This is a genomic window from Streptomyces sp. NPDC028711, from assembly GCF_055565415.1.
Genome location: NZ_JBVHUJ010000013.1, coordinates 99,756 through 124,231, shown reverse-complemented (window position 1 = coordinate 124,231; position 24,476 = coordinate 99,756). Strand labels below are relative to the sequence as shown.

At 68.9% G+C, this 24,476-nt stretch carries 28 protein-coding genes and 2 pseudogenes; 15 read left to right on the top strand and 15 right to left on the bottom strand.

What is annotated here, in order from left to right; all coding sequences use genetic code 11:
• Nucleotides 1-420: 420 nt before the first annotated feature.
• Genes ACZ4VK_RS31985 through ACZ4VK_RS31975 form a run of 3 tightly spaced genes read left to right on the top strand, consistent with a single transcriptional unit; the run spans nucleotide 421 to nucleotide 3,127 of the window.
• Nucleotides 421-1,383, top strand: a complete 963-nt coding sequence (locus ACZ4VK_RS31985) for an ABC transporter substrate-binding protein (protein WP_468359824.1) — start codon at nucleotides 421-423, stop codon at nucleotides 1,381-1,383.
• Nucleotides 1,384-1,412: 29 nt separating this feature from the next.
• Nucleotides 1,413-2,363, top strand: coding sequence for an amino acid ABC transporter permease (locus ACZ4VK_RS31980; RefSeq protein WP_468359821.1), 951 nt, complete (start codon nucleotides 1,413-1,415; stop codon nucleotides 2,361-2,363).
• Nucleotides 2,360-3,127, top strand: a complete 768-nt coding sequence (locus ACZ4VK_RS31975; protein ID WP_030553409.1) for an amino acid ABC transporter ATP-binding protein — start codon at nucleotides 2,360-2,362, stop codon at nucleotides 3,125-3,127. The genes ACZ4VK_RS31980 and ACZ4VK_RS31975 overlap by 4 nt, the downstream gene beginning before the upstream one ends.
• A 63-nt stretch (nucleotides 3,128-3,190) precedes the next feature.
• Here ACZ4VK_RS31975 and ACZ4VK_RS31970 read toward each other — a convergent pair whose 3' ends face one another.
• Nucleotides 3,191-3,940: a class I SAM-dependent methyltransferase gene (locus ACZ4VK_RS31970; protein WP_468359818.1), complete on the bottom strand. Its 750-nt coding sequence runs from the start codon at nucleotides 3,938-3,940 to the stop codon at nucleotides 3,191-3,193.
• Between the two features lie 94 nt (nucleotides 3,941-4,034).
• Between ACZ4VK_RS31970 and ACZ4VK_RS31965 the strand changes: the two genes are divergently transcribed.
• Complete coding sequence (locus tag ACZ4VK_RS31965) at nucleotides 4,035-4,649, top strand: CGNR zinc finger domain-containing protein (RefSeq protein ID WP_468359815.1); 615 nt, start codon at nucleotides 4,035-4,037, stop codon at nucleotides 4,647-4,649.
• Here the strand turns inward: ACZ4VK_RS31965 and sodX are convergent.
• The gene (gene sodX / locus ACZ4VK_RS31960; RefSeq protein ID WP_468359812.1) at nucleotides 4,568-4,987 is read right to left on the bottom strand and encodes a nickel-type superoxide dismutase maturation protease; all 420 of its coding nucleotides are present in this window, start codon (nucleotides 4,985-4,987) and stop codon (nucleotides 4,568-4,570) included. The genes ACZ4VK_RS31965 and sodX overlap by 82 nt on opposite strands.
• A gap of 150 nt (nucleotides 4,988-5,137) precedes the next feature.
• On the opposite strand from sodX, the gene sodN reads away from it, so the two are divergent.
• A complete protein-coding gene (gene sodN, locus ACZ4VK_RS31955; RefSeq protein WP_015036129.1) occupies nucleotides 5,138-5,533 on the top strand; it encodes a superoxide dismutase, Ni in 396 nt (131 codons plus the stop codon).
• Between the two features lie 7 nt (nucleotides 5,534-5,540).
• On the opposite strand, the pseudogene ACZ4VK_RS31950 reads toward sodN, so the two are convergent.
• The 3 genes and pseudogenes from ACZ4VK_RS31950 to ACZ4VK_RS31940 form a co-directional block, all read right to left on the bottom strand.
• Nucleotides 5,541-5,756, bottom strand: a pseudogene (locus tag ACZ4VK_RS31950) (tyrosine-type recombinase/integrase); the annotation flags it as partial.
• Between the two features lie 288 nt (nucleotides 5,757-6,044).
• Nucleotides 6,045-6,578 carry an SMI1/KNR4 family protein gene (locus ACZ4VK_RS31945; protein ID WP_468359808.1) on the bottom strand — a complete coding sequence of 178 codons (534 nt, stop codon included), beginning with the start codon at nucleotides 6,576-6,578 and terminating at the stop codon, nucleotides 6,045-6,047.
• A 122-nt stretch (nucleotides 6,579-6,700) separates the two neighbouring features.
• Nucleotides 6,701-7,231 carry a hypothetical protein gene (locus ACZ4VK_RS31940; protein ID WP_468359805.1) on the bottom strand — a complete coding sequence of 177 codons (531 nt, stop codon included), beginning with the start codon at nucleotides 7,229-7,231 and terminating at the stop codon, nucleotides 6,701-6,703.
• Between the two features lie 286 nt (nucleotides 7,232-7,517).
• On the opposite strand from ACZ4VK_RS31940, the gene ACZ4VK_RS31935 reads away from it, so the two are divergent.
• Both ACZ4VK_RS31935 and ACZ4VK_RS31930 read left to right on the top strand, forming a co-directional pair.
• A complete protein-coding gene (locus ACZ4VK_RS31935) occupies nucleotides 7,518-8,057 on the top strand; it encodes a hypothetical protein (RefSeq protein ID WP_468359803.1) in 540 nt (179 codons plus the stop codon).
• A gap of 226 nt (nucleotides 8,058-8,283) precedes the next feature.
• Nucleotides 8,284-9,360, top strand: coding sequence for a hypothetical protein (locus ACZ4VK_RS31930; RefSeq protein ID WP_468359800.1), 1,077 nt, complete (start codon nucleotides 8,284-8,286; stop codon nucleotides 9,358-9,360).
• A 2-nt stretch (nucleotides 9,361-9,362) separates the two neighbouring features.
• Here ACZ4VK_RS31930 and ACZ4VK_RS31925 read toward each other — a convergent pair whose 3' ends face one another.
• Together ACZ4VK_RS31925 and ACZ4VK_RS31920 are read right to left on the bottom strand one after the other, a co-directional pair.
• Nucleotides 9,363-10,181, bottom strand: a complete 819-nt coding sequence (locus ACZ4VK_RS31925) for a class I SAM-dependent methyltransferase (protein ID WP_468359798.1) — start codon at nucleotides 10,179-10,181, stop codon at nucleotides 9,363-9,365.
• Nucleotides 10,178-11,119 (bottom strand): XRE family transcriptional regulator, encoded by a 942-nt coding sequence (locus tag ACZ4VK_RS31920; RefSeq protein ID WP_468359795.1) that lies wholly within the window; start codon nucleotides 11,117-11,119, stop codon nucleotides 10,178-10,180. The genes ACZ4VK_RS31925 and ACZ4VK_RS31920 overlap by 4 nt, the downstream gene beginning before the upstream one ends.
• A gap of 67 nt (nucleotides 11,120-11,186) precedes the next feature.
• Between ACZ4VK_RS31920 and ACZ4VK_RS31915 the strand changes: the two are divergent.
• The 4 genes and pseudogenes from ACZ4VK_RS31915 to ACZ4VK_RS31900 form a co-directional block, all read left to right on the top strand.
• Nucleotides 11,187-11,369 (top strand): annotated as a pseudogene (locus ACZ4VK_RS31915) (ASCH domain-containing protein); the annotation flags it as partial.
• 102 nt (nucleotides 11,370-11,471) lie between these two features.
• Nucleotides 11,472-12,098, top strand: coding sequence for a DUF5753 domain-containing protein (locus tag ACZ4VK_RS31910; protein ID WP_468359793.1), 627 nt, complete (start codon nucleotides 11,472-11,474; stop codon nucleotides 12,096-12,098).
• Between the two features lie 246 nt (nucleotides 12,099-12,344).
• Nucleotides 12,345-12,749, top strand: a complete 405-nt coding sequence (locus ACZ4VK_RS31905; RefSeq protein WP_468359790.1) for a hypothetical protein — start codon at nucleotides 12,345-12,347, stop codon at nucleotides 12,747-12,749.
• 101 nt (nucleotides 12,750-12,850) lie between these two features.
• On the top strand, nucleotides 12,851-13,462 hold the full coding sequence (locus tag ACZ4VK_RS31900; RefSeq protein ID WP_468359787.1) for a hypothetical protein: 612 nt from the start codon (nucleotides 12,851-12,853) through the stop codon (nucleotides 13,460-13,462).
• A gap of 1,105 nt (nucleotides 13,463-14,567) precedes the next feature.
• On the opposite strand, the gene ACZ4VK_RS31895 is transcribed toward ACZ4VK_RS31900, so the two are convergent.
• From ACZ4VK_RS31895 to ACZ4VK_RS31880, 4 genes are all read right to left on the bottom strand, one after another.
• Nucleotides 14,568-14,807, bottom strand: coding sequence for a DUF7660 family protein (locus ACZ4VK_RS31895; protein ID WP_468359784.1), 240 nt, complete (start codon nucleotides 14,805-14,807; stop codon nucleotides 14,568-14,570).
• An 82-nt stretch (nucleotides 14,808-14,889) separates the two neighbouring features.
• Nucleotides 14,890-15,705 carry a hypothetical protein gene (locus ACZ4VK_RS31890; RefSeq protein ID WP_468359781.1) on the bottom strand — a complete coding sequence of 272 codons (816 nt, stop codon included), beginning with the start codon at nucleotides 15,703-15,705 and terminating at the stop codon, nucleotides 14,890-14,892.
• Between the two features lie 51 nt (nucleotides 15,706-15,756).
• The gene (locus tag ACZ4VK_RS31885; RefSeq protein ID WP_468359779.1) at nucleotides 15,757-16,221 is read right to left on the bottom strand and encodes a GNAT family N-acetyltransferase; all 465 of its coding nucleotides are present in this window, start codon (nucleotides 16,219-16,221) and stop codon (nucleotides 15,757-15,759) included.
• Nucleotides 16,218-17,186, bottom strand: a complete 969-nt coding sequence (locus ACZ4VK_RS31880) for a LysR family transcriptional regulator (RefSeq protein ID WP_468359776.1) — start codon at nucleotides 17,184-17,186, stop codon at nucleotides 16,218-16,220. Before ACZ4VK_RS31880 ends, ACZ4VK_RS31885 begins: the two co-directional genes overlap by 4 nt.
• 183 nt (nucleotides 17,187-17,369) lie before the next feature.
• On the opposite strand from ACZ4VK_RS31880, the gene snpA reads away from it, so the two are divergent.
• Nucleotides 17,370-18,014, top strand: a complete 645-nt coding sequence (gene snpA, locus ACZ4VK_RS31875) for a snapalysin (protein ID WP_468359773.1) — start codon at nucleotides 17,370-17,372, stop codon at nucleotides 18,012-18,014.
• Nucleotides 18,015-18,078: 64 nt separating this feature from the next.
• Here the strand turns inward: snpA and ACZ4VK_RS31870 are convergent, their stop codons facing one another.
• Nucleotides 18,079-18,498 carry a DUF6304 family protein gene (locus ACZ4VK_RS31870; protein ID WP_468359770.1) on the bottom strand — a complete coding sequence of 140 codons (420 nt, stop codon included), beginning with the start codon at nucleotides 18,496-18,498 and terminating at the stop codon, nucleotides 18,079-18,081.
• Between the two features lie 324 nt (nucleotides 18,499-18,822).
• Nucleotides 18,823-19,404 carry a dihydrofolate reductase family protein gene (locus ACZ4VK_RS31865; RefSeq protein WP_468359768.1) on the bottom strand — a complete coding sequence of 194 codons (582 nt, stop codon included), beginning with the start codon at nucleotides 19,402-19,404 and terminating at the stop codon, nucleotides 18,823-18,825.
• 127 nt (nucleotides 19,405-19,531) lie between these two features.
• Here ACZ4VK_RS31865 and ACZ4VK_RS31860 point away from each other — a divergent pair, with 127 nt between their 5' ends.
• Nucleotides 19,532-20,107, top strand: coding sequence for a TetR/AcrR family transcriptional regulator (locus tag ACZ4VK_RS31860; RefSeq protein WP_468359765.1), 576 nt, complete (start codon nucleotides 19,532-19,534; stop codon nucleotides 20,105-20,107).
• Between the two features lie 16 nt (nucleotides 20,108-20,123).
• On the opposite strand, the gene ACZ4VK_RS31855 is transcribed toward ACZ4VK_RS31860, so the two are convergent.
• Both ACZ4VK_RS31855 and ACZ4VK_RS31850 read right to left on the bottom strand, forming a co-directional pair.
• Nucleotides 20,124-21,167, bottom strand: a complete 1,044-nt coding sequence (locus tag ACZ4VK_RS31855) for a family 2 encapsulin nanocompartment cargo protein polyprenyl transferase (protein ID WP_468360192.1) — start codon at nucleotides 21,165-21,167, stop codon at nucleotides 20,124-20,126.
• Nucleotides 21,168-21,271: 104 nt separating this feature from the next.
• Nucleotides 21,272-22,687, bottom strand: coding sequence for a family 2B encapsulin nanocompartment shell protein (locus tag ACZ4VK_RS31850; RefSeq protein ID WP_468359762.1), 1,416 nt, complete (start codon nucleotides 22,685-22,687; stop codon nucleotides 21,272-21,274).
• Between the two features lie 254 nt (nucleotides 22,688-22,941).
• On the opposite strand from ACZ4VK_RS31850, the gene ACZ4VK_RS31845 reads away from it, so the two are divergent.
• Together ACZ4VK_RS31845 and ACZ4VK_RS31840 are read left to right on the top strand one after the other, a co-directional pair.
• Nucleotides 22,942-23,532 (top strand): N-acetylmuramoyl-L-alanine amidase, encoded by a 591-nt coding sequence (locus ACZ4VK_RS31845; RefSeq protein ID WP_468359759.1) that lies wholly within the window; start codon nucleotides 22,942-22,944, stop codon nucleotides 23,530-23,532.
• Nucleotides 23,533-23,561: 29 nt separating this feature from the next.
• Nucleotides 23,562-24,470, top strand: coding sequence for a 1-aminocyclopropane-1-carboxylate deaminase/D-cysteine desulfhydrase (locus ACZ4VK_RS31840; RefSeq protein WP_468359756.1), 909 nt, complete (start codon nucleotides 23,562-23,564; stop codon nucleotides 24,468-24,470).
• Nucleotides 24,471-24,476 lie beyond the last annotated feature (6 nt).

Genomic DNA, 24,476 nt, shown 5'->3' with positions numbered 1-24,476 from the left:
CTGAGCCCCGGATGAGGGGTGTAAGGATCCTTCTTACCGGACGGACGGCACCGCAGACGAGTCCATATCCGCTCGGTGACGCGACTCATACCGAGTGCATTCGGACACGGACGGAGAACGACACGTCACCCCATGTCCCGATAGATGCATTCCCCACCCGATTGGCGGCCTTCCGCTCGTCCGAATGGCGAGATACACAGGAGATTTTTCGGTGGCGGGGAAGGGATCCCGAAGAAGATCCGGCCCTGATGTACCGGCCTGTCGGCATTCGGCCGTCACCCGTTACCCGATTTTGACATCCGCAGCCGTCGGTTTGGGGCGGTCCGAATGGCAAGATGCCGTAATCACACGAGGTCACGACACTCGAAGAGGTGTACGTGACCACCTGGCAACTCCCTCACACGCCGGAGGAACCCGATCATGACCGCACGCACCACGCGCTGTACGACCGCCAAGACCCGCACGTCCCGTCTTGCCGCGGTCGCCGCCGTCGCGGTCGCCGGCTCCATGCTGCTGACCGCCTGCGGTGACCAGACCGAGGGCGGCTCCGCGACTCCGACGAAGAGCGGCGGCCCCGCGAACGCCGCCCCGCTCTTCTCGAAGCTCCCCGCCGACATCCAGAAGGCCGGTGTCATCAAGGTCGGCACCGACGCCTCGTACGCCCCGATGGAGTTCACGGAGGGCGGCAAGATCGTCGGTGTCGACCCCGACATCGCCGCGGCTCTGAGCAAGCAGCTCGGCGTCGAGTTCAAGTTCACGTCCGGCACCTTCGACGGTCTGATCACCTCGATCTACACGGGCCGCCAGGACCTGATCATGTCCTCGATGACGGACAACAAGAAGCGCCAGGAGGGCCTGGACGACAACGGGAAGAAGATCGGCAAGGGCATCGACTTCGTCGACTACTTCAGCTCCGGCGTCTCCCTCCTGGTCAAGAAGGGCAACCCGCAGGGCGTCAACTCCCTCGACGACCTCTGCGGCAAGACGGTGGCCGTCCAGCGCGGCACGATCTACGAGGACACCTTCAAGGCCCAGGCCACGAAGTGCGGCGACAAGAAGCTGACGATCCAGGCCTTCGACACCGACGCGGAGGCCCAGACCCGCGTCAAGGCCGGCGGCGCCGTGGCCGACCTGAACGACTACCCGGTGGCCGCGTACATCGCGAAGACCTCGGGCGGCGGCAACGACTTCGAGGTCGTCGGCAGCCAGAGCGACGTCGGCCTCTTCGGCATCGGCGTCTCGAAGGACAAGCCGCAGCTGCGCGACGCCGTCAAGGAGGCGCTCGACGCGATCATCAAGGACGGCACCTACGCCGAGGCCCTGAAGAAGTGGAACGTCGAGGACAGCGCCGTCAAGTCGGCCACCGTCAACGCCGGCAAGTGACCTCCCCGCTCCACTGAAGGGCAGTCGTCGTGACTGACAAGATCAGCAAGGACCCGGCCGCCGCTCCGGCCGGGCCCGGCGCCTCGGGCACTCCGTACGAGGCGATCAAGGCCATCCCCGTGCGGCACTACGGGCGCTGGATCAGCGCCGTCGTGGTCGTCGTACTGCTCGGCTGGCTCGCCTACGCCTTCTCCCAGGGCAACATCATCTGGGACACGGTGTGGGACAAGGTGTTCGACACCTCGGTCATCAGCGGCCTGTGGAACACCATCATCATCAGCGTCGCGTCCATGGCCCTCGGCCTGGTCCTCGGCGTCGTCTTCGCCGTGATGCGGCTCTCCAAGAACCCGGTGACAGGCGCGGTCGCCTGGCTCTACATCTGGTTCTTCCGCGGCACCCCGGTGTACGTCCAGCTGCTCGTGTGGTTCAACCTGTCGCTGATCTTCCAGTACATCGACCTCGGGCCGATCTACAAGAACGAGACCGTCGACGTCATGACGCCGTTCATGGTGGCGCTGCTCGGCCTCGGCCTCAACGAGGGCGCCTACATGGCGGAGATCGTCCGCGCGGGCATCCAGTCGGTCGACGAGGGCCAGACCGAGGCGGCGCACGCGCTCGGCATGTCCCAGACGAAGACCATGGGCCGCATCGTTCTTCCGCAGGCCATGCGGGTGATCGTGCCGCCGACGGGCAACGAGTTCATCAACATGTTGAAAACCTCGTCGCTGGTCTCGGCCGTGCAGTACACCGAACTCCTCCGGGCGTCCTCGAACATCGGCAGCACGGCCGGTGCCGTGATGGAGATGCTCTTCGTCGCCTCCATCTGGTACCTCGCGCTGACCAGCGTGTTCAGCGTCGGCCAGTACTACCTGGAGCGCCGCTTCGCCCGCGGTTCGACCCGTAACCTGCCGCCCACCCCGTGGCAGCGGGTCAAGGCGAACCTGACCACGTTCAAGCGTTCCCCGGAGGCAGCGGCATGACCGGCCAGCCCATGGTCAAGGCGGAGGGCGTCCACAAGTCGTACGGCGCCGCCCACATCCTCCGTGGCATCGACCTCGAAGTGCAGAACGGCGAGGTCTTCTGCCTCGTCGGCCCGTCCGGCTCCGGCAAGTCGACCTTCCTCCGGTGCATCAACCACCTGGAGCGGATCGACGGCGGCCGGCTCTCTGTCGACGGCCATCTGGTCGGCTACCGGCAGAAGGGCGACAAGCTCTACGAGCTGAAGGACAGCGAGGTCGCGGTCCAGCGCCGTGACATCGGCATGGTCTTCCAGCGCTTCAACCTCTTCCCCCACATGACGGCCCTGGGCAACGTCATGGAGGCCCCGATCCAGGTCAAGGGCGAGTCCAAGGCAGTGGCGCGCGAGCGCGCCGAGCGCCTGCTCGACCGGGTCGGCCTGCGGGACAAGATGGGGAACTACCCGTCGCAGCTCTCCGGCGGCCAGCAGCAGCGCGTCGCCATCGCCCGTGCGCTGGCGATGGAGCCGAAGCTGATGCTCTTCGACGAGCCGACCTCGGCGCTCGACCCGGAGCTGGTGGGTGACGTCCTCGACGTCATGCGGGACCTCGCCGAGTCGGGCATGACGATGATCGTCGTCACGCACGAGATGGGCTTCGCCCGCGAGGTCGGCGACTCGCTGGTCTTCATGGACGGCGGCGTGGTGGTCGAGTCGGGCAACCCGCGGGACGTCCTGGGCAACCCGCAGCACGACCGGACGAAGGCGTTCCTGTCGAAGGTGCTGTAGGGCGCACGGCATGAGAAGAGGGGCGGTACGGGTCACCCGTACCGCCCCTCTCCCGTGTCCTGGCTACTTGACGGCGAGGAGAAGGGTGTCGGAGGGCGAGGCCCAGACGGCCCTCGCCTCGCCGAAGCCGGCGGCGAGCAGGGTGTCGGCGTGCCAGCGCGGGGAGGGCATGTCGCCGTCGGCGTGCTCGCCGTAGATCTCGAAGCGGCGGGCGGTGGGCTCGGCGAGGACGGGGTCCTTGGCGGCGAGGGCCCACCATTCGGCCCAGTCGAGGACCCCGGTCGCCTTCTCCCGGTCCATCCGGGCATGCCGCCGGGCGCGCTCGGCGGCGTTGATGCGGGGCGTGGTCGCGTCGATCATGTGGTCGGCGTTCATGAACACGCCGCCGTCGCGGACGAGGCCGGCGACCTGGCCGTAGAGAGCCGTCAGGGGCTCGCTGTGCAGCCAGTGGAGCGCGGTGGCGGTGAGGACGGCGTCGTACGAGTCGTGGGGCAGCCGGGCGGCCCACGCGGGGTCCTTGAGGTCGGCGGTCACGAAGGTGACGCGGGCGTCGCCGGCGAAGTATCCCTCGGCGATGGCCAGGAGGGCGGGGTCGAGGTCGACACCGGTGCTGGTCGCCTCCGGGAACCTCTTGAGGAGCCGATCCGTGATACTTCCCGTACCGCACGCGAGGTCGAGGACGCGGGGCCTGGGCCCCACCAAGGCCTCGACCATGTCGAGCATCACCCGGAACCGCTCCTCACGGTCCGGCATGTACCACTCCTGCTGACGGTCCCAGCTCTCCTGCCAGCCCGCCCAGTCGGTTCCGGTCATCGCCGCTCCTCCCCCTCGCGTAATACCCTGACAGGGACAACAGTCGTTACCCCTTACCGACCATGACACTAGACCGCCGGAGTAAGGACTACAAGTGGAACTGGCCTATTACTCGGATTACGCCGTGCGTCTGGTCAACACCGAGGAGCCGACCCGCAACAAGGACGCCCTCACCTCCGTCGAGGTCATCCGCGAGCTCTTCGGCCCCGCCACCCAGATGGCCCGCCGGGCCACCGACTCCGACGTGACCCGCTTCCGCGCCGTGCGCGCCCGGCTGCGGGCGGTCTTCACCGCGGCCGACGAGGGCGACCACACGGGAGCCGTGGACCTGCTGAACTCCCTCCTCCTTGAGTTCCCCGTCAGCCCGCAGATCTCCGGCCACGACATCCTCGACGAGGACGGCCGGCCGCGGTGGCACATGCACCTCGCCGACCACCCCTCGAACGCGACCGCGGGATACGCGGCCATCGCGGCGATGGGCCTCGCCTTCCACCTGACGGAGTTCGGCGCCGACCGGCTCGGCCTCTGCCAGGCACCGCCCTGCCGCAACGCCTACCTCGACACCTCCACCAACCGCTCCCGCCGCTACTGCTCCGACCGCTGCGCGACCCGCGCCAACGTGGCCGCCTACCGGGCCCGCAAGCGCCTGGAGGCCACGGGCCTGACCGCCGAGAGCAGCCAGGAGAGCATCACCACCGGCGACCGCTGACGCCCCGGCGTCACCGGCCGGTAGCGGGCCCGCACCCGCCCGAGAACGAGCTCGGGCGGTACGGCTCCGAAAACCCGGCTGTCCCCCTCGGCGTCCGGGTTGTCCCCGAGCACCCACCAGCCGCCGTCCCGTCGCTCGATCAGCCGCTTCACGATGAGCAGATCCTGCTGGAGCGGATGCCGCAGCACGGCCACACACCCGGCCCGCAACCGCGCCCCGTACTGCACGAGCAACTGGTCACCGTGGAGCAGCGTGGGCACCATCGACACCCCCGTCACCTCGGCGAGCCCGAACGGAGCCCCGGCTTCCGCCACCCGCTCCCGCCCCGATTCCCTCATCCGGCACCTCCCGGTCCGCTCGTCCACTCGTACACGAGTCCCATGGTGACCCTGGACTTTTGACCTAAGCCCCAGGGGGCGCCCGCGAAATCGCCCTTCTCACCGAGTAATGTCCCACCTGAGAAGACGATCACGAGGAAGGACGGCACCATGCTCTCCCGCCTGTTTGCCCCCAAGGTGAAGGTCAGCGCCCACTGCGACCTCCCGTGCGGCGTGTACGACCCGGCCCAGGCCCGCATCGAGGCCGAGTCGGTCAAGGCTGTCCAGGAGAAGTACCTGGCGAACGAGGACGCGCACTTCCGCGCCCGCGCCACGGTCATCAAGGAGCAGCGCGCGGAGCTCGCCAAGCACCACGTGTCGGTGCTCTGGAGCGACTACTTCAAGGCCCCGCACTTCGAGAAGTACCCCGAGCTCAACCAGCTGGTCAACGACACCCTGAAGGCCCTCTCGGCCGCCAAGGCGTCGACGGACCCGAAGACGGGCGAAAAGGCGCTGGAGCTCATCGCCGAGATCGACCGCATCTTCTGGGAGACGAAGAAGGCTTGATCTCTGGTCAGGCGTTCTGACCTGCGGTTTCGCAGGTCACGTCGCCTACCTGTCCGCACCCGGTCCGCAGGCCGCCGAGCACGGCGTCCATGACGGCCCGGGTGCGGTCTGCTTCCCCCGGCCACAGGTGCGCGTAGATCCGCAAGGTGATGACGGCGGACGCGTGCCCGAGGACGAGCTGCACCTGCTTGACGCTCGCGCCGCCGGCGATGAGCGCGGAGGCGAGACCGCCGGCCAGAACCCCCGACGCCTCCTGGCCGAAGTGGGCAGCCAGCGGGAACTCGACAGCGCCGAGCACCCCGCCGATGTCCTCAACTGACGCATCACCGCGCTCAACTGAACCGGCGGACGCAAGCAGCTCGCAGCCGAAGCACTATCAGCGGAACGCCATCCATGTCCGCCACGCCGCGCCCTTCGGCCACACCAGCCGCGAGGCCCGAACAGCGCAGTCGGCACCGCTGACCCCGGCCCGATACCCCGCCACGCCTCGTGGCAGGGCATCGGGCCCGGCTCAGCGGCAGAGCTTCATGATCGTGTCGTCGAAGTCAGGAATCTCCTGTGTGGCCTGCGCGATGATCGCCGCTGCCGACGCTCGGCGGTCCGGAGCGAATTGCTCCGCGATAGCCGCCAGGTCGCGATTGACCTGGGGAGCCCAATCCGGCTCGGGCTCATACGAGGTGGCTGCTTCCCACGGGCCGAAGCCGTCAGCCAGCAGCCACAGGAAGGCGCCCAAGTCGCGAGCGACAACGCCGGCCTCTCCTTCGGAGCCCAGAAAAACAACGGGCTGCTCCACCAGCTCCCGACGGGGACGAACCAGCCAGAATGCCGCGTACCCGCCTGTGCCGTCCTGGCCGAACACGCGGAAGCCGTCGCCGTTCAGCTCGCCGTTGCCTGTCCATGCGCGGAACCACTCGGTGGTCTCATCAGCAGTCAGAAAGGACTCGTAGGGTTCGAAGTCGACCCCGTCCGCGCCAATGCACTCGAGCCGGACCGCCATGGCAGCGGCGAGCGGGGAGGGGAACTGGCGATCTCCGTTCGCAATCATGCGGGGAGAGTAGCGATCGGTTTGGGCTTGGCAGCACCACCTGATCCATATCCACACCAGCCGAGACGAGGTTGAACGGCAAGGTCAGCCATCGTCGTCCACGCCTCCCCGCAGTCCCCCACTCATCGAGGGCGGAGTAGATCACTGCGATCGCGCACCGGCGCAAAGCCGTTCAGGTCGAAGCCGTCGACGTCATCGCCGACGAGCTTGGTGACTTGCCTTGCCCACATAGATGCGTGGTGAGCCAAGGCAAGCGACTCCACCCAGCCCTCGATAGTCGCGTGGAGGGGCGCCCATTCATCTCCCTGGATACCGAACTCACCAGATGGACTGACCATGAATGAGTAGGGGACTGCGGTCCGCTGCATCCCGGCTTCGAACCACCACCCTGCGGAGTCCGCTTCGGGCGAGTCCGGATCGAGGTACTTGGGGCCTCCGTCGTACTGCGGTGCGGGTGGCAAGAGCAGACCGCCCCATCGCTCTTGGTAGGCCGCCATTCGATCGATCACCACTGCTGGGATGCCCCGCTCAAGCCACCACTGCCTGTGCCCCTCGACTGGGCGAACGTCGACCTTGACGCCATGCACGGAGACAAAGGATCGCGCTCGTCGGGTCAGGCCGTCGGGCACATCGTTGATGAGGTGCAGATTCACCGGAGGGACGCTACCCAGTAGCCGTGGGGAGAGCATGCCGGGGCCAGCATCCGTATCCAGAAGCGGCCCTCCCCCGGTCCATGGCCCTATTCCGCACGTCCGGATATCCGAAGCTGCCGATAGACGCCATCGGACAAGCCCGCGCCTCCGCGGTCGGCCCATCACCACCTACCCGGCCGGATACAGACCAGCCGGTCTTCCGGTATCCGCACGCACTGCAACATCGCAGTGCAATAGTTCTGCGACCTGATCAACACACCCCAACCCGCCACACTTCGGAGCCATCATGCGTAAGCCCGTCCTGTCCGCTGCCGCCCTCGTCATCGTCTTCGCGGCCACGACGGCATGCGGGTCAGGGAGCGATCAGAAGAACGACCAGCCGAAGAACGCCACCACTGCAACCGCTGGCGTCCCGACCAAGCCGACAGCGAAGGAGCTCACCGCCAGCGACGCCTTCAAGGCCCTTTCCGGCAAGGTCCCGTCCGCCAAGCTCTCGGGCGTCGTCACCGAGGACAACGACCCGAACCATCTCCTCGGCCGTCCCCACCAGTACACCAGCAAGGTCACGTTCACGGACTCCCGCATCAAGGTCGACGACGTTGCCGGCGCGGAACCCGGCAGCGTCGGGCTCGGCGGAGCGATCGAGGTATTCGCGACCGCAGCCGACTCCCAGGCCCGCGCCGACTACATCCAGAACGTCACCAAGGGCATGCCCATGCTCGCCGAGTACGACTTTGTCAGCGGCACCGTGCTCATCCGCGTCAGCCACTACCTCACCCCGACCCAGGCCGCCGACTACAAGGCCGCTGCCGCCGCCCTCGGGTAGGCGCCACCACGCCGGCGGACCTGCCATTCGCTCCCCTTCGGGCGGACACTGCAGGGAGCCCGAACGGCGCCGAGGTCGTCGCAGTCCGTCGCAGCGAATGCGCGATGAGGCAGCGGACTGCCACAGCGTCCTGGCATGTGCGGCCGTACCGCTCACTACGCTGGCAGAGGTGAACACGCCGTCGACGCCGCGACTGACCCTGGATGCCGCCCGTGCCCTTCAGGGCATGCTCCGAACCGAGATCGGGCCAGGGCTCACCGAGCGAGAGCTCGAAGCGGTCGAGACACGGTTCGGCTTCACCTTCTCGGCAGATCACAGGGTCTTCCTCGCCGCCGGGCTCCCGCACGGCTCGTCGCGGTGGCCCGACTGGCGCAACGGCGACCCCGAGGACCTGGCCGGGCAGCTGGCGTGGCCAGTGGAAGGGGTGCTCTTCGACGTGGAGCACAACGGGTTCTGGCATCCCGCCTGGCCGTCGAGGCCGGCGGAGACATCCGAAGCACTGCGCGTCGCCAGGGCCAAGCTGGAGAGCGCACCGCAGCTGGTCCCGGTCTACGGACACCGCTACCTGCCGGGCACGGCGGGCGAGCACGGGCATCCCGTCCTGTCCGTCTGGCAGACCGACATCATCATTTACGGGAACGACCTCACCGACTACATCCACCACGAATTCGTCGGCAGATCGAGCGGCCTCCTCGCCCGTACGACAGTCGACTTCTGGTCGTACTTCGTCGAGAGCGGCCCGGGCATCGACGTCACCGCGCCCACGCCCTTCACGCCGTACGCCACGAGCGCACAGGAGGTCGTCGCTTGCCTCCGGATGCTGGCCCTGGAGCGTCTGATCGGCCGTCGGCACCACCCGGAGCAGCTCATCGAAGCCGGCCTCACGGCCCTGGTCCTCGACGTCGAGACGGAGTCCCTCCCCCTCCTCGCCGGCCTGTCGCGCTCCGAGCGCGAGCAAGCCGACGCCCTATTCGACCAGGTGCTGGACGAACTCGGCCTGCTCCAGGACCTCCCGGCCGACACCACCGACCTCCCGTGGGAAGCGGCCCGCTGGGAACTCGTCCGCTGGTGGCTCCAGCTGATCGTGAACGGCAGCCTGGACTCCGGAGCCGGCGGCGACCTGATCACGTACGAAGGGTGGGGCGCACTGGCCCGGCCGCAGTCGCTCAGGCCGCTGGTCGACAAGACCAACGCCTACAACGACTGGGCAGCGACCCGACGCGGCGACCGGGACCAGCTGGCGGAAGCGATCGCCGAGGAGGCAGGACGCCTGCTTGCTGGGCCCTGGCCTCCACTGGGCTGATCTCACCAGCGACAGACGAGGATGCCGCCAAGGCAGGTGATCTCGTACGCGCCATTGCGGGCAATGTCGTCGGCGACGAGGGCCCGGGCCCGGTCGATCGTCGCGTCGAAGGGCACGTCGTGCTGGTCTGACCAGGCTCGATACGAGGCCATGTGGGCGATGACGGGCTCGGGGTCGCGGACCGTGATGGTCCCTGGCAGCTCGACAACCTCGACCCGCCTGAACTCCTCCCCAAGGAAGGCCGGGGCCTTCTCCAGGGAGAAGCGGGCGCTGAGCGAGATGCGGGCCGGGCCTCGGTCGATGCCGAGGACGTCGCCGGCGGCCCGCTGCCAGAGGTCGTCGAGTTCGGCCTTGTCGCGGTCGCCATTTGTGGAGGCGACCACCACCCCGTCACGGGCCACGACCCTGGCCAGCTCCCTGACCGCCTGGGGGATGTCGGGCACGTGGTACAGCATGTGAAGCGCGAGAGCGGCGTCGACGCTACCCACCGCCAGCGGAAGCCGCGTGGCATCCGCCACGGCGACCGAGCCAGGGACGCTGGCAAGGATGCCGGGCGCGATGTCGAGGCCGAGCAGGGACAGGTCCGGGCGGTCCTGGCGGAGCCGCTGGGTGAACTTGCCGTTGCCGCAGCCGATGTCGACTACTCGCCCGCGTACGTCGCCCAGCCGTTCGGCGACGAGGCCGGGCAGGTCGTACCGGGGCGTCTGCCACTGGTAGAGCGACTGCCGGGCGGCCAGGTCCCGGTCTCCGTTGTAGGCGCTACCCGCCAGGCGGGCCCGGTCGGTGACGGCGGCGTCGTGGGCGGCGGACAGGTCGGTCACGTCGGCAACTCCGGAGGGTGGGCGGCGGGCAGGGACGCACGGACGGCCGTGTGCTGGAGTCGTTCGCGCAGGTGCACCGCCTGCGCGGCTCCACCGTACTGCGGCCCTCCCAGCTCTCGCCCGAGAACGGTGAGCCGATGCACGATGCTGGCCGACATGCGCTCCGGCGAGGACTGGAGCACGAAGCCGAGCATCTCCTCCGCGCCGTCCAGGTCGCCCAGGAGCAGGTGCCCGCTGGCGAGGTCGAGGTGCGCGGCGAACAGGTCACCGACCGACTGATCGTCTCCGTCCGCGCTGCGATAGAGGCGGATCGCCGTCTCCGCGCTGACGATGGCCCGCTGGACGTGCTCCTGCCCACCCACGACCAGGAGGGTCGTTCCGGCGTACGCGAACTGCTTGGCCGCAGGGAAGTCGAAGACTCCCAGCACCTCGTCCCGACCCGAGATCGCCTCGCGCGATCTTTCGGCATCCGACAGGGCAGCGAGCGCACCTGCCGAGTCTCCGACTATCGCCAACGCCCGTGCCTCCAGGCTCGCCAGCCGTGCGCCGATGCTGCCGCCCGCTCTGTGCCGCCGGCCGGCCTGCGCCAGCCGGGCCGCCTGCTCGTACCGCCCGGTCCAGTACGCGATCAACGACTCCACAGCCCTTACCCAGGCCAGCATCCCCTCGTGCCCGGCCGCCTCGGCGCAGGCGCGTGCGGTACGGGCGTGGGTGGCGGCGGAGTCGTAGTGGCCGAGGTCGAGGCAGACGTGCGCGGACAGGCCACAGAGGCGAGAGGCAGAGAGGTAGAGGTCGGTGGTCTGCCGGGGGCGCTGGCGCCCGCGCAGCAGCTCGAACACCCCGTCCCGTAACCGCTTGATCTCGACGTACTGCTCCATCAACGGGTGGCTGACGTACGTACGGGCGAGGCGGCCGACGTCGGCCTCCAGTTGCTCCACGACGAACTCGTCGGCGTTCCGCTGCGCAATGAACCGGGTGAACTCGGCCGACCGAACCGCGTCGTCAGACGTCGGAGTGCTCCGGGTCACCGAGTACCCCGACTTCAAAGCCCTCCTCGACGGCGAGGGCCCGGCAAACGTCAACCCGACCGCCACCCGCGACCAGCAGCTCGCCAACATCCGCACGATCTACGGCCCCGAGAAGGAAGCCCTCGGCGCCCTCGCCATCGCGATCGAGCGCATGCCCTGACCATTTCCGGTCTTACGAGATCGCCTGCTCGCCGCCACCATCAGCCGGGAGGCAACACACGCCGAGATCCGCCTCAGTGGCGGAATCATGGAAGGGGACGAAGTGACCAGCTCGGTTCCGTGGCAAGAGCGCCTGTCCACCGGTACGGAAGCAGTCCAGGACGACGTAGTCGGCTGGTACCAGAGCACCCGTGAGGGCAGGGCCTACGTGCCCAACATGGTCTGGGGCACCCTCCAGACCGAGGCTTACGCCACGGTGATCCTCGGCCAGGTCGTCGAGTTCCTCGGCATCCCGAACGACGTGCCGGCCGGAGTCGCCAAGCGCATGAAGCGGCAGCAGGTGCTCTACGACGGCGAGCATCACTACGACGTCATCCTCGGGGAGCAAGCTCTCTACACGAACATCGGCGGACCCAAGGTCATGCGCGGTCAAATCGAGCGCCTCATCGACGAAGCTGGCCTGCCCTCGCTCCGGCTCGGGATCCTGCCCTCCACAGCGCGGGTGAACCTGTTCCCCGTTCACGGCTTCAACATCTACGGCGCGAGCAACGACGCCAGGGCTCACGTCGAACTCGTCTCCTCCGCCTTGGATGTCACCAAGCCGAGCGAACTCGCCCTCTACGAGAAAGCTTTCGCACTGCTGCGTACCACAGCCGTCCACGGCGCTGCCGCCGAGACCCTCCTACGAAAGGCTCACGCCCACTGGAGGAGCATCCCCGCACGAGAGTGACCGACTACGCACCGCCGACATCGCACACATGAGCCACGTCCTCCGAGGTCAACTGGGCCCCACCCAAGGGACCGCCTCCCTTGTCGAGGAACCGTCTCTTATGACAAGGGAGCGTGTTCCAGCCAGACCACGCTCCGAGAACGTCGAGTTTCCCAAACACGGGCACACGCGGGTTCTCAAGGCGCAACCATCGGCGTGAGGGGAGCCACCATCGGCTGCTAAGTGTCTTCGTGGGAGGTCGTCCGCATGCTCGACGAAGCGGCCGTAGCCGTCGCTATGGGTGCCGCCAGCAACGTTGTCGCCTATCTTCTGCAGGGACGAGCAGATGCTCTTCGCGCTCGGCTCGGTGTGGTCTTCCAGCGTGGAACTGCAGAGCAGCGGTCCACCGCGTTGCAGGCGGTGGAGGATGATTCCGTTGCCTTGGCGCAGCACACCGTGACAGAGGCGGAGGCCACCGCCCGGTGGACGGGCTTCTTGACTGCCTACCTTGCTGCCTACCCGGAGGCTCGGACAGACCTTGAGGCCCTGGCCTCAGCTGCCCCACCGGCCACCAGAACGATCAACATCGGATCCCAGCACAACCATGGATCCGGAACCTTCATCGGTGGTGACAACCACGGCGGCGTCACCGTGACCAACGGCGCCGACTAGTGGATACATCCGACTCTGGTCAAGACTCCCTCCGGGAACAGCACAATCATGGGTCCGGGACGTTCATCGCTGGTGACAACCACGGCGGCATCCACTTTGAGATGCTCGATGCGAATACCAAGGCTCTGCTCGCCAAGATGACCGAACAGAGCCCCCCTTTGGCCAGACTGCTCACCAGGGCCCTCGAAGATGGCGTCATTTCCCCGGATATCGTGAACTCCCTAGCCAGTGCAGCCAGAAGTATCAACGAGGACGTCGCCCAGCAACTGGGATACGCCGCGAGAAACATCAACGAAGACGTCGCCGGCCTACTGGGCTACGCCGCTCGCAGCATCAACGAAGACGTTGCTCAATCTCTCGCGCAAACGGGCGAGAAGATCAATCCAGTCGTGGCTCAGCAATTATCCGACGCGGCATACGCGCTGAGCAAAATCGACAATCGATTCGACTCCACCGACCTGGAAAGCGTCGCTACAAGATTCGAGGGATTCAAGGATTCCTTGAATGAGGCCGTCACTCGGTTGGATCGCCTCCAGAACGACAACCGTCTGTCTCACGCCACCGGCATGTTAGGCGATGCAGCGGAGAGAATGGAACGTCTAGTCACACCGCCCCCGCCGGAGATCATCGTCGACCGGAAGGCGCAGTTCTACTCGTTCCTATGGGGAGTCGGAGCTGGAGCAATCGCGGCCCTCTACCTATTTAATCGGTAGCCCATTCAAGCGAGTCAGCGCGACCGCAACACTTCCACCTTTCGCACCACTCCCTCAAACCAACCACAAAGAATTTCAGGATATCCCTGCCGCACCAACAGAGATCTTCGCATTGGAGGCCGTATTCAGGCGGGCTTTTCGGGCTCGACTGAAAACACGGAGGCCAAAGGGGCTCCATCCATAAAGAGAGGAAAGCCCCTCCGCCAGAGAAGCTGTGAACGCCGAGAGCACGCTCAGGGTGCGGGCTATCAGGACCGGCAGCCAAGCCGCGAGTCCCCCTTTGCCCTGCTTGGCAGTGACAGCGCATGAATCAGACCACAACTCAAAGACCTGAGTTGCCCTTGCAGTAAAAGCAGCAACGCACGCCAGGAAAGCGTATAGAAAGAAGACACCACCCAAAACCCGTGCTGCGATCCCGGGAGCTGGACTACCGGCTGACCACGGCCAACCCATTGCTAGACGAAAGGCCGCCACGCCCGAGCACGCTCCAAGGAAGCTGGCTTCAAGGAGTGCACTCCAAACGCTCTCGTAATCATCGACCTCGCCGTCGTCCCGTTCAGGCTCACGCGGAGATTCGCCTGACGCTGGAGGCGGCTTCCCCTCTGACCGGAGGAAGATGTTCCAGACGTCACCTTTGACGTCTCCACCCACAAACACCCCCGTCCCATGATTGTGCTGCTCACGGGCTTGGCTATCCGACATCCGATTACTCGCTCGCCGTGTTCAAGGTCCACCCGCCTGGGCGAAAGAATCATGGAAGGAGAGCTCCCCTTGATGTGCTCGTCCCCGAACCTACCGCCCTCACCAGGCGAGTGTGGGGCGATCCTGGCAAGTGGAAGTCAGCAGCCTGCACCAGTCCCCACACAGTCCGCAGGACACCCGATCAAGACCGTCGCACCCCATCGCCAGCCAACAAAGGCCAGGTCAGCGACCTGCGGCCACCATCGCCGCAGGCCACCGGCCCGGCCCATTACTAGGAGACGAAGAAGGCCTGATCAAGGCCTCTCCCGCCCCCTGCTCCGGCCCAGGACGGAGGGCAAACCGAACGGCCCGCCCGGTCACCCCGGCGCGGGCCGCTCGCGTATGTCCGTCACGCACTTCGGTTCTACTCGTAGACGCCGGCCGCACGGAGTGCTCGGGCCATGAAGGTCCAGTCGCCGTCGGTCGGGATCTGTTCTCCCGCGTGGCGGTACGCGCCCGGAGAGTCGTGCACCCATGCGGCGAGCGCCTCGAGAAAGCCGTCCAGGGTGTTGTTCTCCCACTCGTGACCGCGGGCACGAAACTCCTGGTGCAGGCCGAGGAGGAAGGAGACCAGCTCTTCACGACTGCGCGGTTCCGGAGACATCGCGCCAAGGTACCCAGCGTGATCACGCAGGGTCCAGCGCCATCACCAGCTCAGCGCCGCACCCCGACTCCCGAAACGGCGGTCACACCACGACGGCCCCTGTGAGCCGGCGTCCGACAGCGTCCAGCATCTGACCGAGCAGGTGGAGTGCTCGTGCACGAGTGGGCGCTCCGCGTGCGGTGCCCGTCCAGTAGGAGTCCGTCAGCCTCTCGACCGTGGCAAGGGTGCGCCGGTCGTCGCGGGCGGCCAGCACTAAAGCGAATCGCACGTAGTCACCGACGTCGGTGCCTCGAGGGTGCTGCTCGACAAAGCCTTGAAGCCGTGAGGTCAGGGCAGGCAGTGTGCGGACCGTTGGGAAGACGACGGCGAGGCCGGCCAGCACCAGACGGACGGCAGGACACTCCATCGCCCATCGGGCAAGCAGCTCCGGGATGAAGGACCGGACGGCGTCTCGTGCCCTGTCCTCGCTGTCCGGATCGGCACGTGGCGGGATGTCCGGCCAGCACCGGGCGAGGTGGCGGTCTGCAACAGTGGCGATCTCGAACAGCAGAACCACGGTCCGGAAGCGGAGCTGGGGAGGTACCCGGTCGTCGACGGACAAGGCTGCGAGCAGTGCGACACCCTCAGCGGTGTACGGATCGCAGGTGTCCTGGTGGAGGATCGCGTTGGAGAAGTCGCCGAGGAAGAACTCGTCGCTGTCCCAGTACGGATCCGCCGAGGCTTCGAACAGCATCGCTGCCTGCGGCGGCAGCGGGTCTGAGAGACGGTCGGCGATGACGTCACGAAACGTCCGACGGATCGGCGGACCGAAGACTCGACCGCTCCGCCACGCCTCGCGAAGGTCGGTCACGGTCGCCTCATCCGGCAGAGGTTCGGGATGGCTCGCATGCTCGCTCACGGCGCGATCGTCGCGGGGGCCAGGTGGCCGCGCGGCGGCCCCTCGTGGCCCCTACTCCCCCACACCCAGCGTGTAGCGGCGCTTCTCCTTGGACGTGGCGCCCAGGCGGTCGTAGAAGCGGATCGCGTTCTCGTTCCACTCCGGGGTCTGCCACTGGATCTCGTCGAGGCCCAGGGCGCGGGCTTCCTCGCGGATCGCGGATATCAGGAGGGGGCCCAGGCCGTGGCCGCGGGAGGTTTCGGTGAGGTAGAGGCAGTCCATGTGGAGGTACTCCGTGCCGTCCCAGGTGGAGAGCTCCGGTGCGCAGGTGGCGTAGCCCGCGAGGGTGCCGTCGGGGAGGGCGGCGACCAGGCAGCGGAGGCGGGGCCGTGCCGGGCCGAAGAGGAGGCGGGTGAGGCGGTCGGCGAGGCCGGGGGCCGGGGGTGACGCCTTCTCGTACGCCGCGTGCTCGGCGATGAGTTCGACGACCCGCGCCATGTCCTCGGGGCGTGCGTGACGTACCTCGCGTTCGTTCATACGGCCATCATGCACGGTCCCACCGACAGCCCCGCCGCCGTTCCCTGGCGACGGAGCCACTCGCGGTACGGGGCGGCGCGCAGGGCCACCTCCCGGTAGGCCGCCGCGAGTTCGGCGTACAGCGTGTCCAGGGGCGCTCCTGGGCGCGCGTACAGCAGGAGTCGGACCGCCAGCGGGTCGCCCCGTAACGGGCGGACGGCCATGTCCTCGCGCGGGACCGAGGTCGGCTGGCAGGGGGCCACGGCCTCGCCGAGGACGATGAGGGAGGCGGCCGTGTGGTAGTCGCCGTGCAGCAGCGGCGGGTCGATGCCGGCGGCGTCCAGGACCCGGCGGAGGCCGTCCCATTCGCCGTCCACGGTCGGGTCGACCATCCAGTGGTCGGTGGCCAGGTCGGCGAGGTCCACCACGGGCCGGCCGGCGGCCGGGTGGTCGCGGGCCAGGGAGACGAACTGGGGTTCGCGGGCGACGAGGACCCGTCGGTCCAGGCCCTCGGGGACCCGCAGCGGGCAGCCTTCCACCTCGTGGACGAAGGCCACGTCGAGCCGGCCCGCGGCGACCGCGCGCAGCAGCGCGTTCGCCGAGACGTCCATGCGGAGGCCGATGTCGATGCCGGGCAGCCGCTGCCGGAGCCGGCGGAGCCAGCCGGGGAGCGCCCGGCTGGCGGTGGAGCCGACGCCGAGCCCGGGCCCGTCGGTGCGGGCCGCCGCGGCCCGGGTCTCGGTGACGAGGGCGGCCATGTCGGCGACGAGGGGGCGGGCCCGGCTGAGCAGGGAGCGGCCGAGCGGGGTGGGCCGGCAGCCGGTGCGGCCGCGGGAGAAGAGTTCGGCGCCCAGGGAGTTCTCGATGCGGCGCAGCTGGGTGGTCAACGAGGGCTGGCTCATGCCCAGTTGCCTGGCCGCCTTGTGCAGGCTGCCCGTGTCCGCGATCGCGCAGAGCGCGCGCAGGTGTCTCACCTCCAGCTCCATGCCCCGAGGGTAGGGCGGCTCCCCGAGTCGCACCAGACGCCCGGAGTCACTCGATTCCCTTGGTTCTGAAGGGAGTTGGGGCCCCGTTGTGGTGATGCGGTGGGGTTATCGGCGGTTGGCATCATCCCCGGAGGCCGGGGCTCACCCCAGACTCTCCCCAGTCCCCTAGAGGAGGAGCCCCCCATGCGCCACCCCAAGGTCCTCACCTCCGTACTGACCGCCACCCTCGGTCTCGGTCTCGCCGCCTCCCTCGGAGTCGCCCCTGCGGCGGCCGTGAGCTCCGACCGGACGGGCAACGCCGCTGTGGCGTACGCCGGTTCGGCGGAGGAGGCCAAGGCCAATCAGGCCTTCTTCGAGGCCGTCGTGAAGTCGGTCGCGAAGAAGCGGGCCGCCAACCCCGACGCGCTCGCCGTCACCGTCGTCTACAGCGCCGCCAACGCGCCGACCTTCCGCACCCAGATCGCGCGTTCCACCCAGATATGGAACAGCTCGGTGGTGAACGTCCGGCTCGTCGAGGGCAGCAACCCGGACTTCCGCTACTACGAGGGCAACGACTCCCGTGGCTCGTACGCGAGCACCGACGGCCACGGCAGCGGCTACATCTTCCTCGACTACCGGCAGAACCAGCAGTACAACTCGACCCGGGTGACCGCCCATGAGACCGGGCACGTCCTGGGTCTTCCAGACCATTACAGCGGTCCGTGCAGCGAGCTGATGTCGGGCGGTGGCCCTGGTACGTCCTGCCAGAACGCCCAGCCGAACGCCCAGGAGCGTTCGCGCGTCGACCAGTTGTGGCGCTACGGTCTCGCCTCCGCCTTCAAGGGCTGAGCGGCCGGACCGTGAGAGACGGCGGCGGCGCCCCCTCCCCGGGGCGTCGCCGCCGTCCTCGCGCTCAGGCCGCCTGGAGCAGCCGGCGGGAGAAGTCCGCGCCGGGCGGGAGCTGCCGCCGGACCCGTTCGAGGGCTCCGTCGAAGTCGCCGCCGGCCACGCACGACTCGAAGGCGGCGCCTCCGCAGTGCAGGGTCAGGCTGAGATCCGCGCGCTCGCCCAGCGTCAGCAGACAGCTCAGGGTGGCCTGCTGGGTGGCGCCGTCCACGACGACGGGGAGGGGCAGGTCCCACTCCAGGACGCAGCCGGTGAGCGGCTGCCCGCCCTCGTCGGCCGCGCTGAGCGCGGCGAAACCTTCGCCCGTGTACTCGACCCCCCTGATCCGGGTGGCGACGCGCCGCCCGTCGGCCGTGATGACGATCGCTTCCGCGCCGCTGCGGTCCCGGTACCAGCCGGTCCAGACTTCTGTCGACTCCGATGACATGCGCGGACTGTAGCGGTATGACCGGCTCCGGCGCGCGCCCGGTCACCCAGAGGCCGGACTTCTCCCGATCTCGTCGTTCTTGCCGGTCACGGGCGTGCTCGTGGCTTCCGCACCCTCGTTGAGGGGGCATGCGGGGTTGCGGCACGGCTGTACTTCCCACTCCGGCACCCAGGCCCCGAGGACCTTGTGCCGGGTGGCCACGGTGGCACGGGGACTGCCGCAGGCCGGGCACGGATGCTCGGCCCGGGGGTCCCGCGTCGTGCGAGGCGCCTCTTCACCCATGCCTCCAGGGTAGGGCGCCCCGCACGGAAGTGCTTCCCGCCGCTACCGCTTCCTGGTGTACGTACGGACGAGCACGCCGTTGTCGAAGGTGCGCACCGCGCCGAGCTCGAAGTCGCGGGGCTCGAAACCGGCGCCGAACATCGGCATGCCACTGCCGTAGACCTGCGGATACGTCTTGATGATCAGCTCGTCGATCTCCTCGATGAGCTCGCCGGCGATGGTGGAGCCGCCGCAGAGCCAGATGCCGAGGGGGCTGTCCTCGGCCTTGAGCTCGCGGACGCGGCCGACCAGGTCGTCGGCGATCAGCTCGACGGCGGGGTCGGGCGACTCGGCGAGCGAGCGGCTGGCGACGAACTCCCGCAGGTGGCTGTAGGGGCTGGTGACGCCGATGTCGAGGGCGAGCTGGTACGAGCCGAGCCCCTGGATGACGGTGTCGAAGTACTTGCCCTCGGCGTCGATGCCGAGAGCCTCCCGGCCCTGCGTCGGGATGGTCTCCGGGAATTCGGCGCCCATCCACTGCAGGTAGGGCCCGTCGGAGTACTTGAACATCGACGTGGCATCGCCCTGGGGGTCGCCGATGAAGCCGTCGATGGTGCAGGCGATGTAGTACGTGAGCTTGCGCAAGCCGGTCCTCTTCTGCTTCGGAGCGTGACTGCAGTCGCAACCACGACGGCTATAGTGCTTCACCTGTAGTGGTTACGCAAGCCCTCTTGCCGAAAATCCGATGGTCGAAAATCCGAAGGAGCCCGACATGGCGAGAAACCCGGAACGCCGTACGGCACTGCTCGACGCCGCGATCGAGGTGCTCGCCGACGAGGGTGCCCGGGGGCTGACCTTCCGCGCGGTCGACGCCCGGGCGGGAGTCCCGACGGGCACCTCGTCCAACTACTTCCGCGACCGGGACCAGGTGCTCTCCCAGGTCGCCGACCGGATCTTCGTACGGCTCACCCCCGAGCCCGGCGTCATCGACGCCGCTCTGCTGCCGGCGCCGAGCCGAGCCCTGGTCGTCGAGCTGATGCGTCAGCTCGCCCAGCGGCTCGCGGCTGAACGCACCTGCTACCTCGGCCTCTTCGAGCTGCGCCTCGAAGCCGTCCGCCGCCCCGAGCTGCGGACCCAGCTCACCAAGGTGCTCCGCGCCGACCTGGACGAGAACATCCGGCTGCACCTGGCCTCCGGGATGCCCGGGGACGCGGACGCGGTCCGGCTGCTCTACTTCGCCCTCACGGGGCTGCTGCTCGACCACTTCACGGTCCCGGGCCTCCACGGCGACCGGGACCTGGACGAGCTGATCGAGACCGTGGTCACCCGGATCGTCCCCGACGCCTGATCACCCGCTCCGGGGCTCAGCGCGTACGGCGGGTGACGAACTCCGCGAGGGCGAGCAGGTCACCCGCGGCCTCCAGGTCCGGGACCGCCTGTGCCAGATACTCGACGGCGCGGCCCATGCGCTCGGCCGCCTGCGCCTGGGCCCAGTCGCGCCCGCCGGCCCGCTCGACCGCGTCCGCCGCCGCCAGGACCGCGGCCGGGTCGAGGACCGGACGGGAGTACAGCTCGGCCAGCTCCTCCCCCGCCCGGGTGCCCGAGGCGAGCGCCGCCACCACCGGGAGCGACTTCTTGTGGGCGACGAGGTCGGCCCCCGCCGGCTTGCCCGTACGGTCCGGGTCGCCCCAGATCCCGATGAGGTCGTCGATCAGCTGGAACGCGAGACCGGCCTCCCGGCCGAAGGCGTCCATCGCCGCGACCTCCTCGTCCCCCGCGCCCGCGTAGAGCGCGCCGAGGGCGCAGGAACAACCCAGGAGGGCGCCCGTCTTGGCGGTCGCCATCGCCAGGCACTCGTCGAGGGACACCTCACGGGGTCCGCGCTGCTCGAAGGCGCAGTCCGCCTGCTGTCCCGCGCACAGCTCGATGATGCAGGCCGCCAGACGCGCGGAGGCCGCCGCCGAGGCGGGATGCGGGTCCTCGGCGAGCAGCCGCAGCGCGAGCGCGCTCATCGCGTCACCGGCGATCAGCGCGTCCGGGACGCCGAAGACGGTCCAGGCGGTGGGCCGGTGTCTCCGGGTCACGTCCTCGTCGACGATGTCGTCGTGGAGCAGCGTGAAGTTGTGCGCGAGCTCCACGGCGGCGGCGGCCTTCACGGCCTGGGCCTCCTCGGCGCCGAGCGCGCGGGCCGCCGCGAGGACCAGGGCAGGCCGTATCGCCTTGCCCGCCTGCTCGGTGGCGGGTGTGCCGTCGGCGTGCTCCCAGCCGAAGTGGTACATCGCGACCCGCCGCATGGAACCGGGCAGGGTCTCGACGGTCGAGCGCAGTTGGGGATTGACGACCGTCCGCGTCCGGTCCAGGAGCACCACGGCCCCCTGACCGTCGGTGACGGCATCCGCGCTGGTCATGGTCACGGTCACTTCCTTCGTATCCTCCGTGGCGATGCTCCGGCGACGAGCCGGGAGCGCCCGGGGGCGGGAGGGTTCGGTTCCCGCCCCCGGGCGTCGTCGGCTCAGCGCCAGCGGCTGACCTCGACGTTCTCCAGGACACCGAGCGCGTCGGGGACGAGGATCGCCGCCGAGTAGTAGGCCGTGACCAGGTAGGAGATGATCGCCTGCTCGTCGATGCCCATGAAGCGGACGGAGAGGCTGGGCTCGATCTCGTCGGGGATGCCGGTCTGGTGCAGACCGATGACGCCCTGGTCGGCCTCGCCGGTACGCATGCAGATGATCGAGGTGGTGCGGGCGTCCGAGACCGGGATCTTGTTGCACGGGTAGATCGGCACACCGCGCCAGGTCGGGATGCGGTTGCCGTTGACGTCGATCGTCTCGGGCACGAGACCGCGCTTGTTGAGCTCGCGGCCGAAGGCGGCGATGGCGCGCGGGTGGGCGAGGAACATCTTGGAGCCGCGGCGGCGGGAGAGCAGCTCGTCCATGTCGTCGGGGCTGGGGGCGCCGTCGTGGGGCTGGAGCCGCTGCCCGTAGTCGCAGTTGGAGAGGAGGCCGAACTCCTTGTTGTTGACCAGCTCGTACTCCTGGCGCTCGCGGAGCGCCTCGACCGTGAGCCGCAACTGCTGCTCGGTCTGGTTCATCGGCTGGTTGTAGAGGTCGGCGACGCGGCTGTGGACCTTCAGCACGGTCTGGGCGACGCTCAGCTCGTACTCGCGGGGCGAGGCGTCGTAGTCGACGTACGTGTGCGGGACGAGGGCCTCGCCGACGTGGCCCGCGGAGAGGTCGATCTCGGCCTCGCCGTAGTTGTTGGTCCGCTGGTGGGGCAGCGCGGCCACGGTCGCGAGGTGGGCGGCGAGCGAACCGGCCCGCTCCGCGAGGTTGCGGACGTCGTCCCGGGTGAGTTCGAGGACCGTACAGGCCGTGGCGGCGCGGGCGCTCCACTCCCAGGTGGCCTCCGGATCGACGAGAGCGATGTCGCCGAAGTGGGCACCGTCGGCGAGGACGCCGAGGACGGTCTCGTCGCCGTACGGCCCCTCACCGACCTGTTCGATCCTGCCGTGCGCGAGGAGGTGGACGCGGTCGGTCGGCTCGCCCGCGACGGCGATCACCTCGCCGGCCGCGTACTCCCGCTGGCGGCAGCGGGACGCGAGCTCGGCCAGGGCCTCCTCGTCCTCGTAGCCGCGCAGGACGGAGAGTTCGCCGAGTTCGGCGGGGATGACCGCGACGCGCTCTCCGGTCTGGACGAAGGTGACCTTGCCGTCACCGACGGAGTAGCTGAGCCTCCGGTTCACCCGGTACGTACCGCCCTGCACCTGGACCCACGGCAGCGCCCGCAGCAGCCACCGTGAGGTGATCTCCTGCATCTGCGGCGCCGACTTCGTGGTCGTGGCGAGGTTCCGCGCGGCGGCGGTACCGAGACTCTGCTGCGGGGCCTGCTGCTCCGCGCGGACCTCGTCGCCAACCGAACCAACGGACATGGAACTCCCTCTCGTATGACTGAGTTGCGATACGAAGCCTTTCAGCACGGAGCGTGTCGGCGCCATTACACATTCGAGTGGGACTGTTCGACGATCTTCGGGGCATGTCACGTGATTTCCATCCGAACAGCGGAGCCCCACCCGTCACGGCGGGCGGTGTCCGGATCGGCTCGCACGCGGCTCGAACGGATGGCAGCGGAGTAGTGGACTCCGGTACTCCGGAAGCTCACCCCGTTCTCCGGAGGGAGTCGGTCATGTCCACACCCATGTCCGCGAGCAGGTTCCGCAGCGCGCTGCGCGACGAGGGCCTCGCGATCGTCGAGGTCGGCGACTGGTCCACCCACAACCGCAACCACAAGGGGCCCTGGGGCCCGGTGCACGGCGTGATGATCCACCACACCGTGACCCGCGGCACGGCGAACACCGTCCGGATCTGCCGGGACGGCTACGAGGCCCTCCCCGGGCCGCTCTGTCACGGCGTGATCGCCAAGGACGGCAAGGTCCACCTGGTCGGCTACGGGCGGGCGAACCACGCGGGGCTCGGTGACGACGAGGTGCTCCGCGCGGTCATCGCCGAGCGGGGCCTGCCCCGGGACGACGAGGCCACCACGGACGGCAACCGCCACTTCTACGGCTTCGAGTGCGAGAACCTCGGGAACGGCGAGGACCCGTGGCCGAAGGTCCAGCTGGAGGCCATCGCGAAGGCGGCGGCCGCCGTGTGCCGGGTGCACGGCTGGACGCACCGCTCGGTCATCGGGCACCTGGAGTGGCAGCCGGGGAAGGTCGACCCGCGCGGTTTCACCATGGGCTCGATGCGGGAGCGGATCGCCGACCTCCTGCGCTGAGCGGGCCGGCCGGCACGGACAATGGCCGGGTGAACGCGTTCGACCTGTCCCGTCTGCGGCCCCGGCTCCCCTCGCCCCTGGAGCCGGTGGAAGACGAGCGCTTCGCCCGCCGCGGGCTCACGCTGCTGCTCAAGCGCGAGGACCTCATCCACCCCGATCTGCCGGGCAACAAGTGGCGCAAGCTCGCCCTCAACCTGGGCGCGGCCGGCGGGCGTCCCGTGCTCACCTTCGGCGGCGCCTACTCCAACCACCTGCGGGCGACGGCCGCCGCGGGCCGGCTGCTCGGCTTCCCCACGGTCGGCGTCGTCCGCGGCGACGAGCTGGCCGGGCGCCCGCTCAACCCCTCCCTGGCGCGGTGCGCGGCGGACGGGATGCGTCTGGAGTTCGTCGACCGGGCCACGTACCGCGCGAAGAACGACCCGGCGGTCCTCGCGGCGCTCCTGGGACGGGCCCCCGCGGGCGCGTACGTGGTCCCGGAGGGCGGCAGCAACGCGCTCGCCGTCCAGGGCTGCGTGGAGCTGGGCCGTGAGCTCGCCGGGGCGGCGGACACCGTCGCCGTCGCCTGCGGCACGGGCGGCACCCTCGCGGGCCTCGCGGCCGGCCTCTCCCCCGGGCAGCGGGCCCTTGGCGTCCCGGTCCTCAAAGGCGGTTTCCTGGGCGGGGAGGTCCGCGCCCTCCAGGAGGCGGCGTTCGGAGGGCCGCGCGGGGAGTGGACCCTGGACGACCGCTTCCACGGCGGGGGGTACGCGCGCACGTCCCCCGCTCTGGAGGCCTTCGCACAGGACTTCGAGACGCGGCATGGACTCGCCATCGAGCGGCTGTATGTGGCCAAAATGCTCCACGGCCTGACGGTCCTCGCGGAGGAGGGCGCGTTCCCGGCGGGCACCCGGCTCGCGGCGGTGGTGACGGGCGCCCCCGACGCGCCCCCGCACCCCTGACCCCGC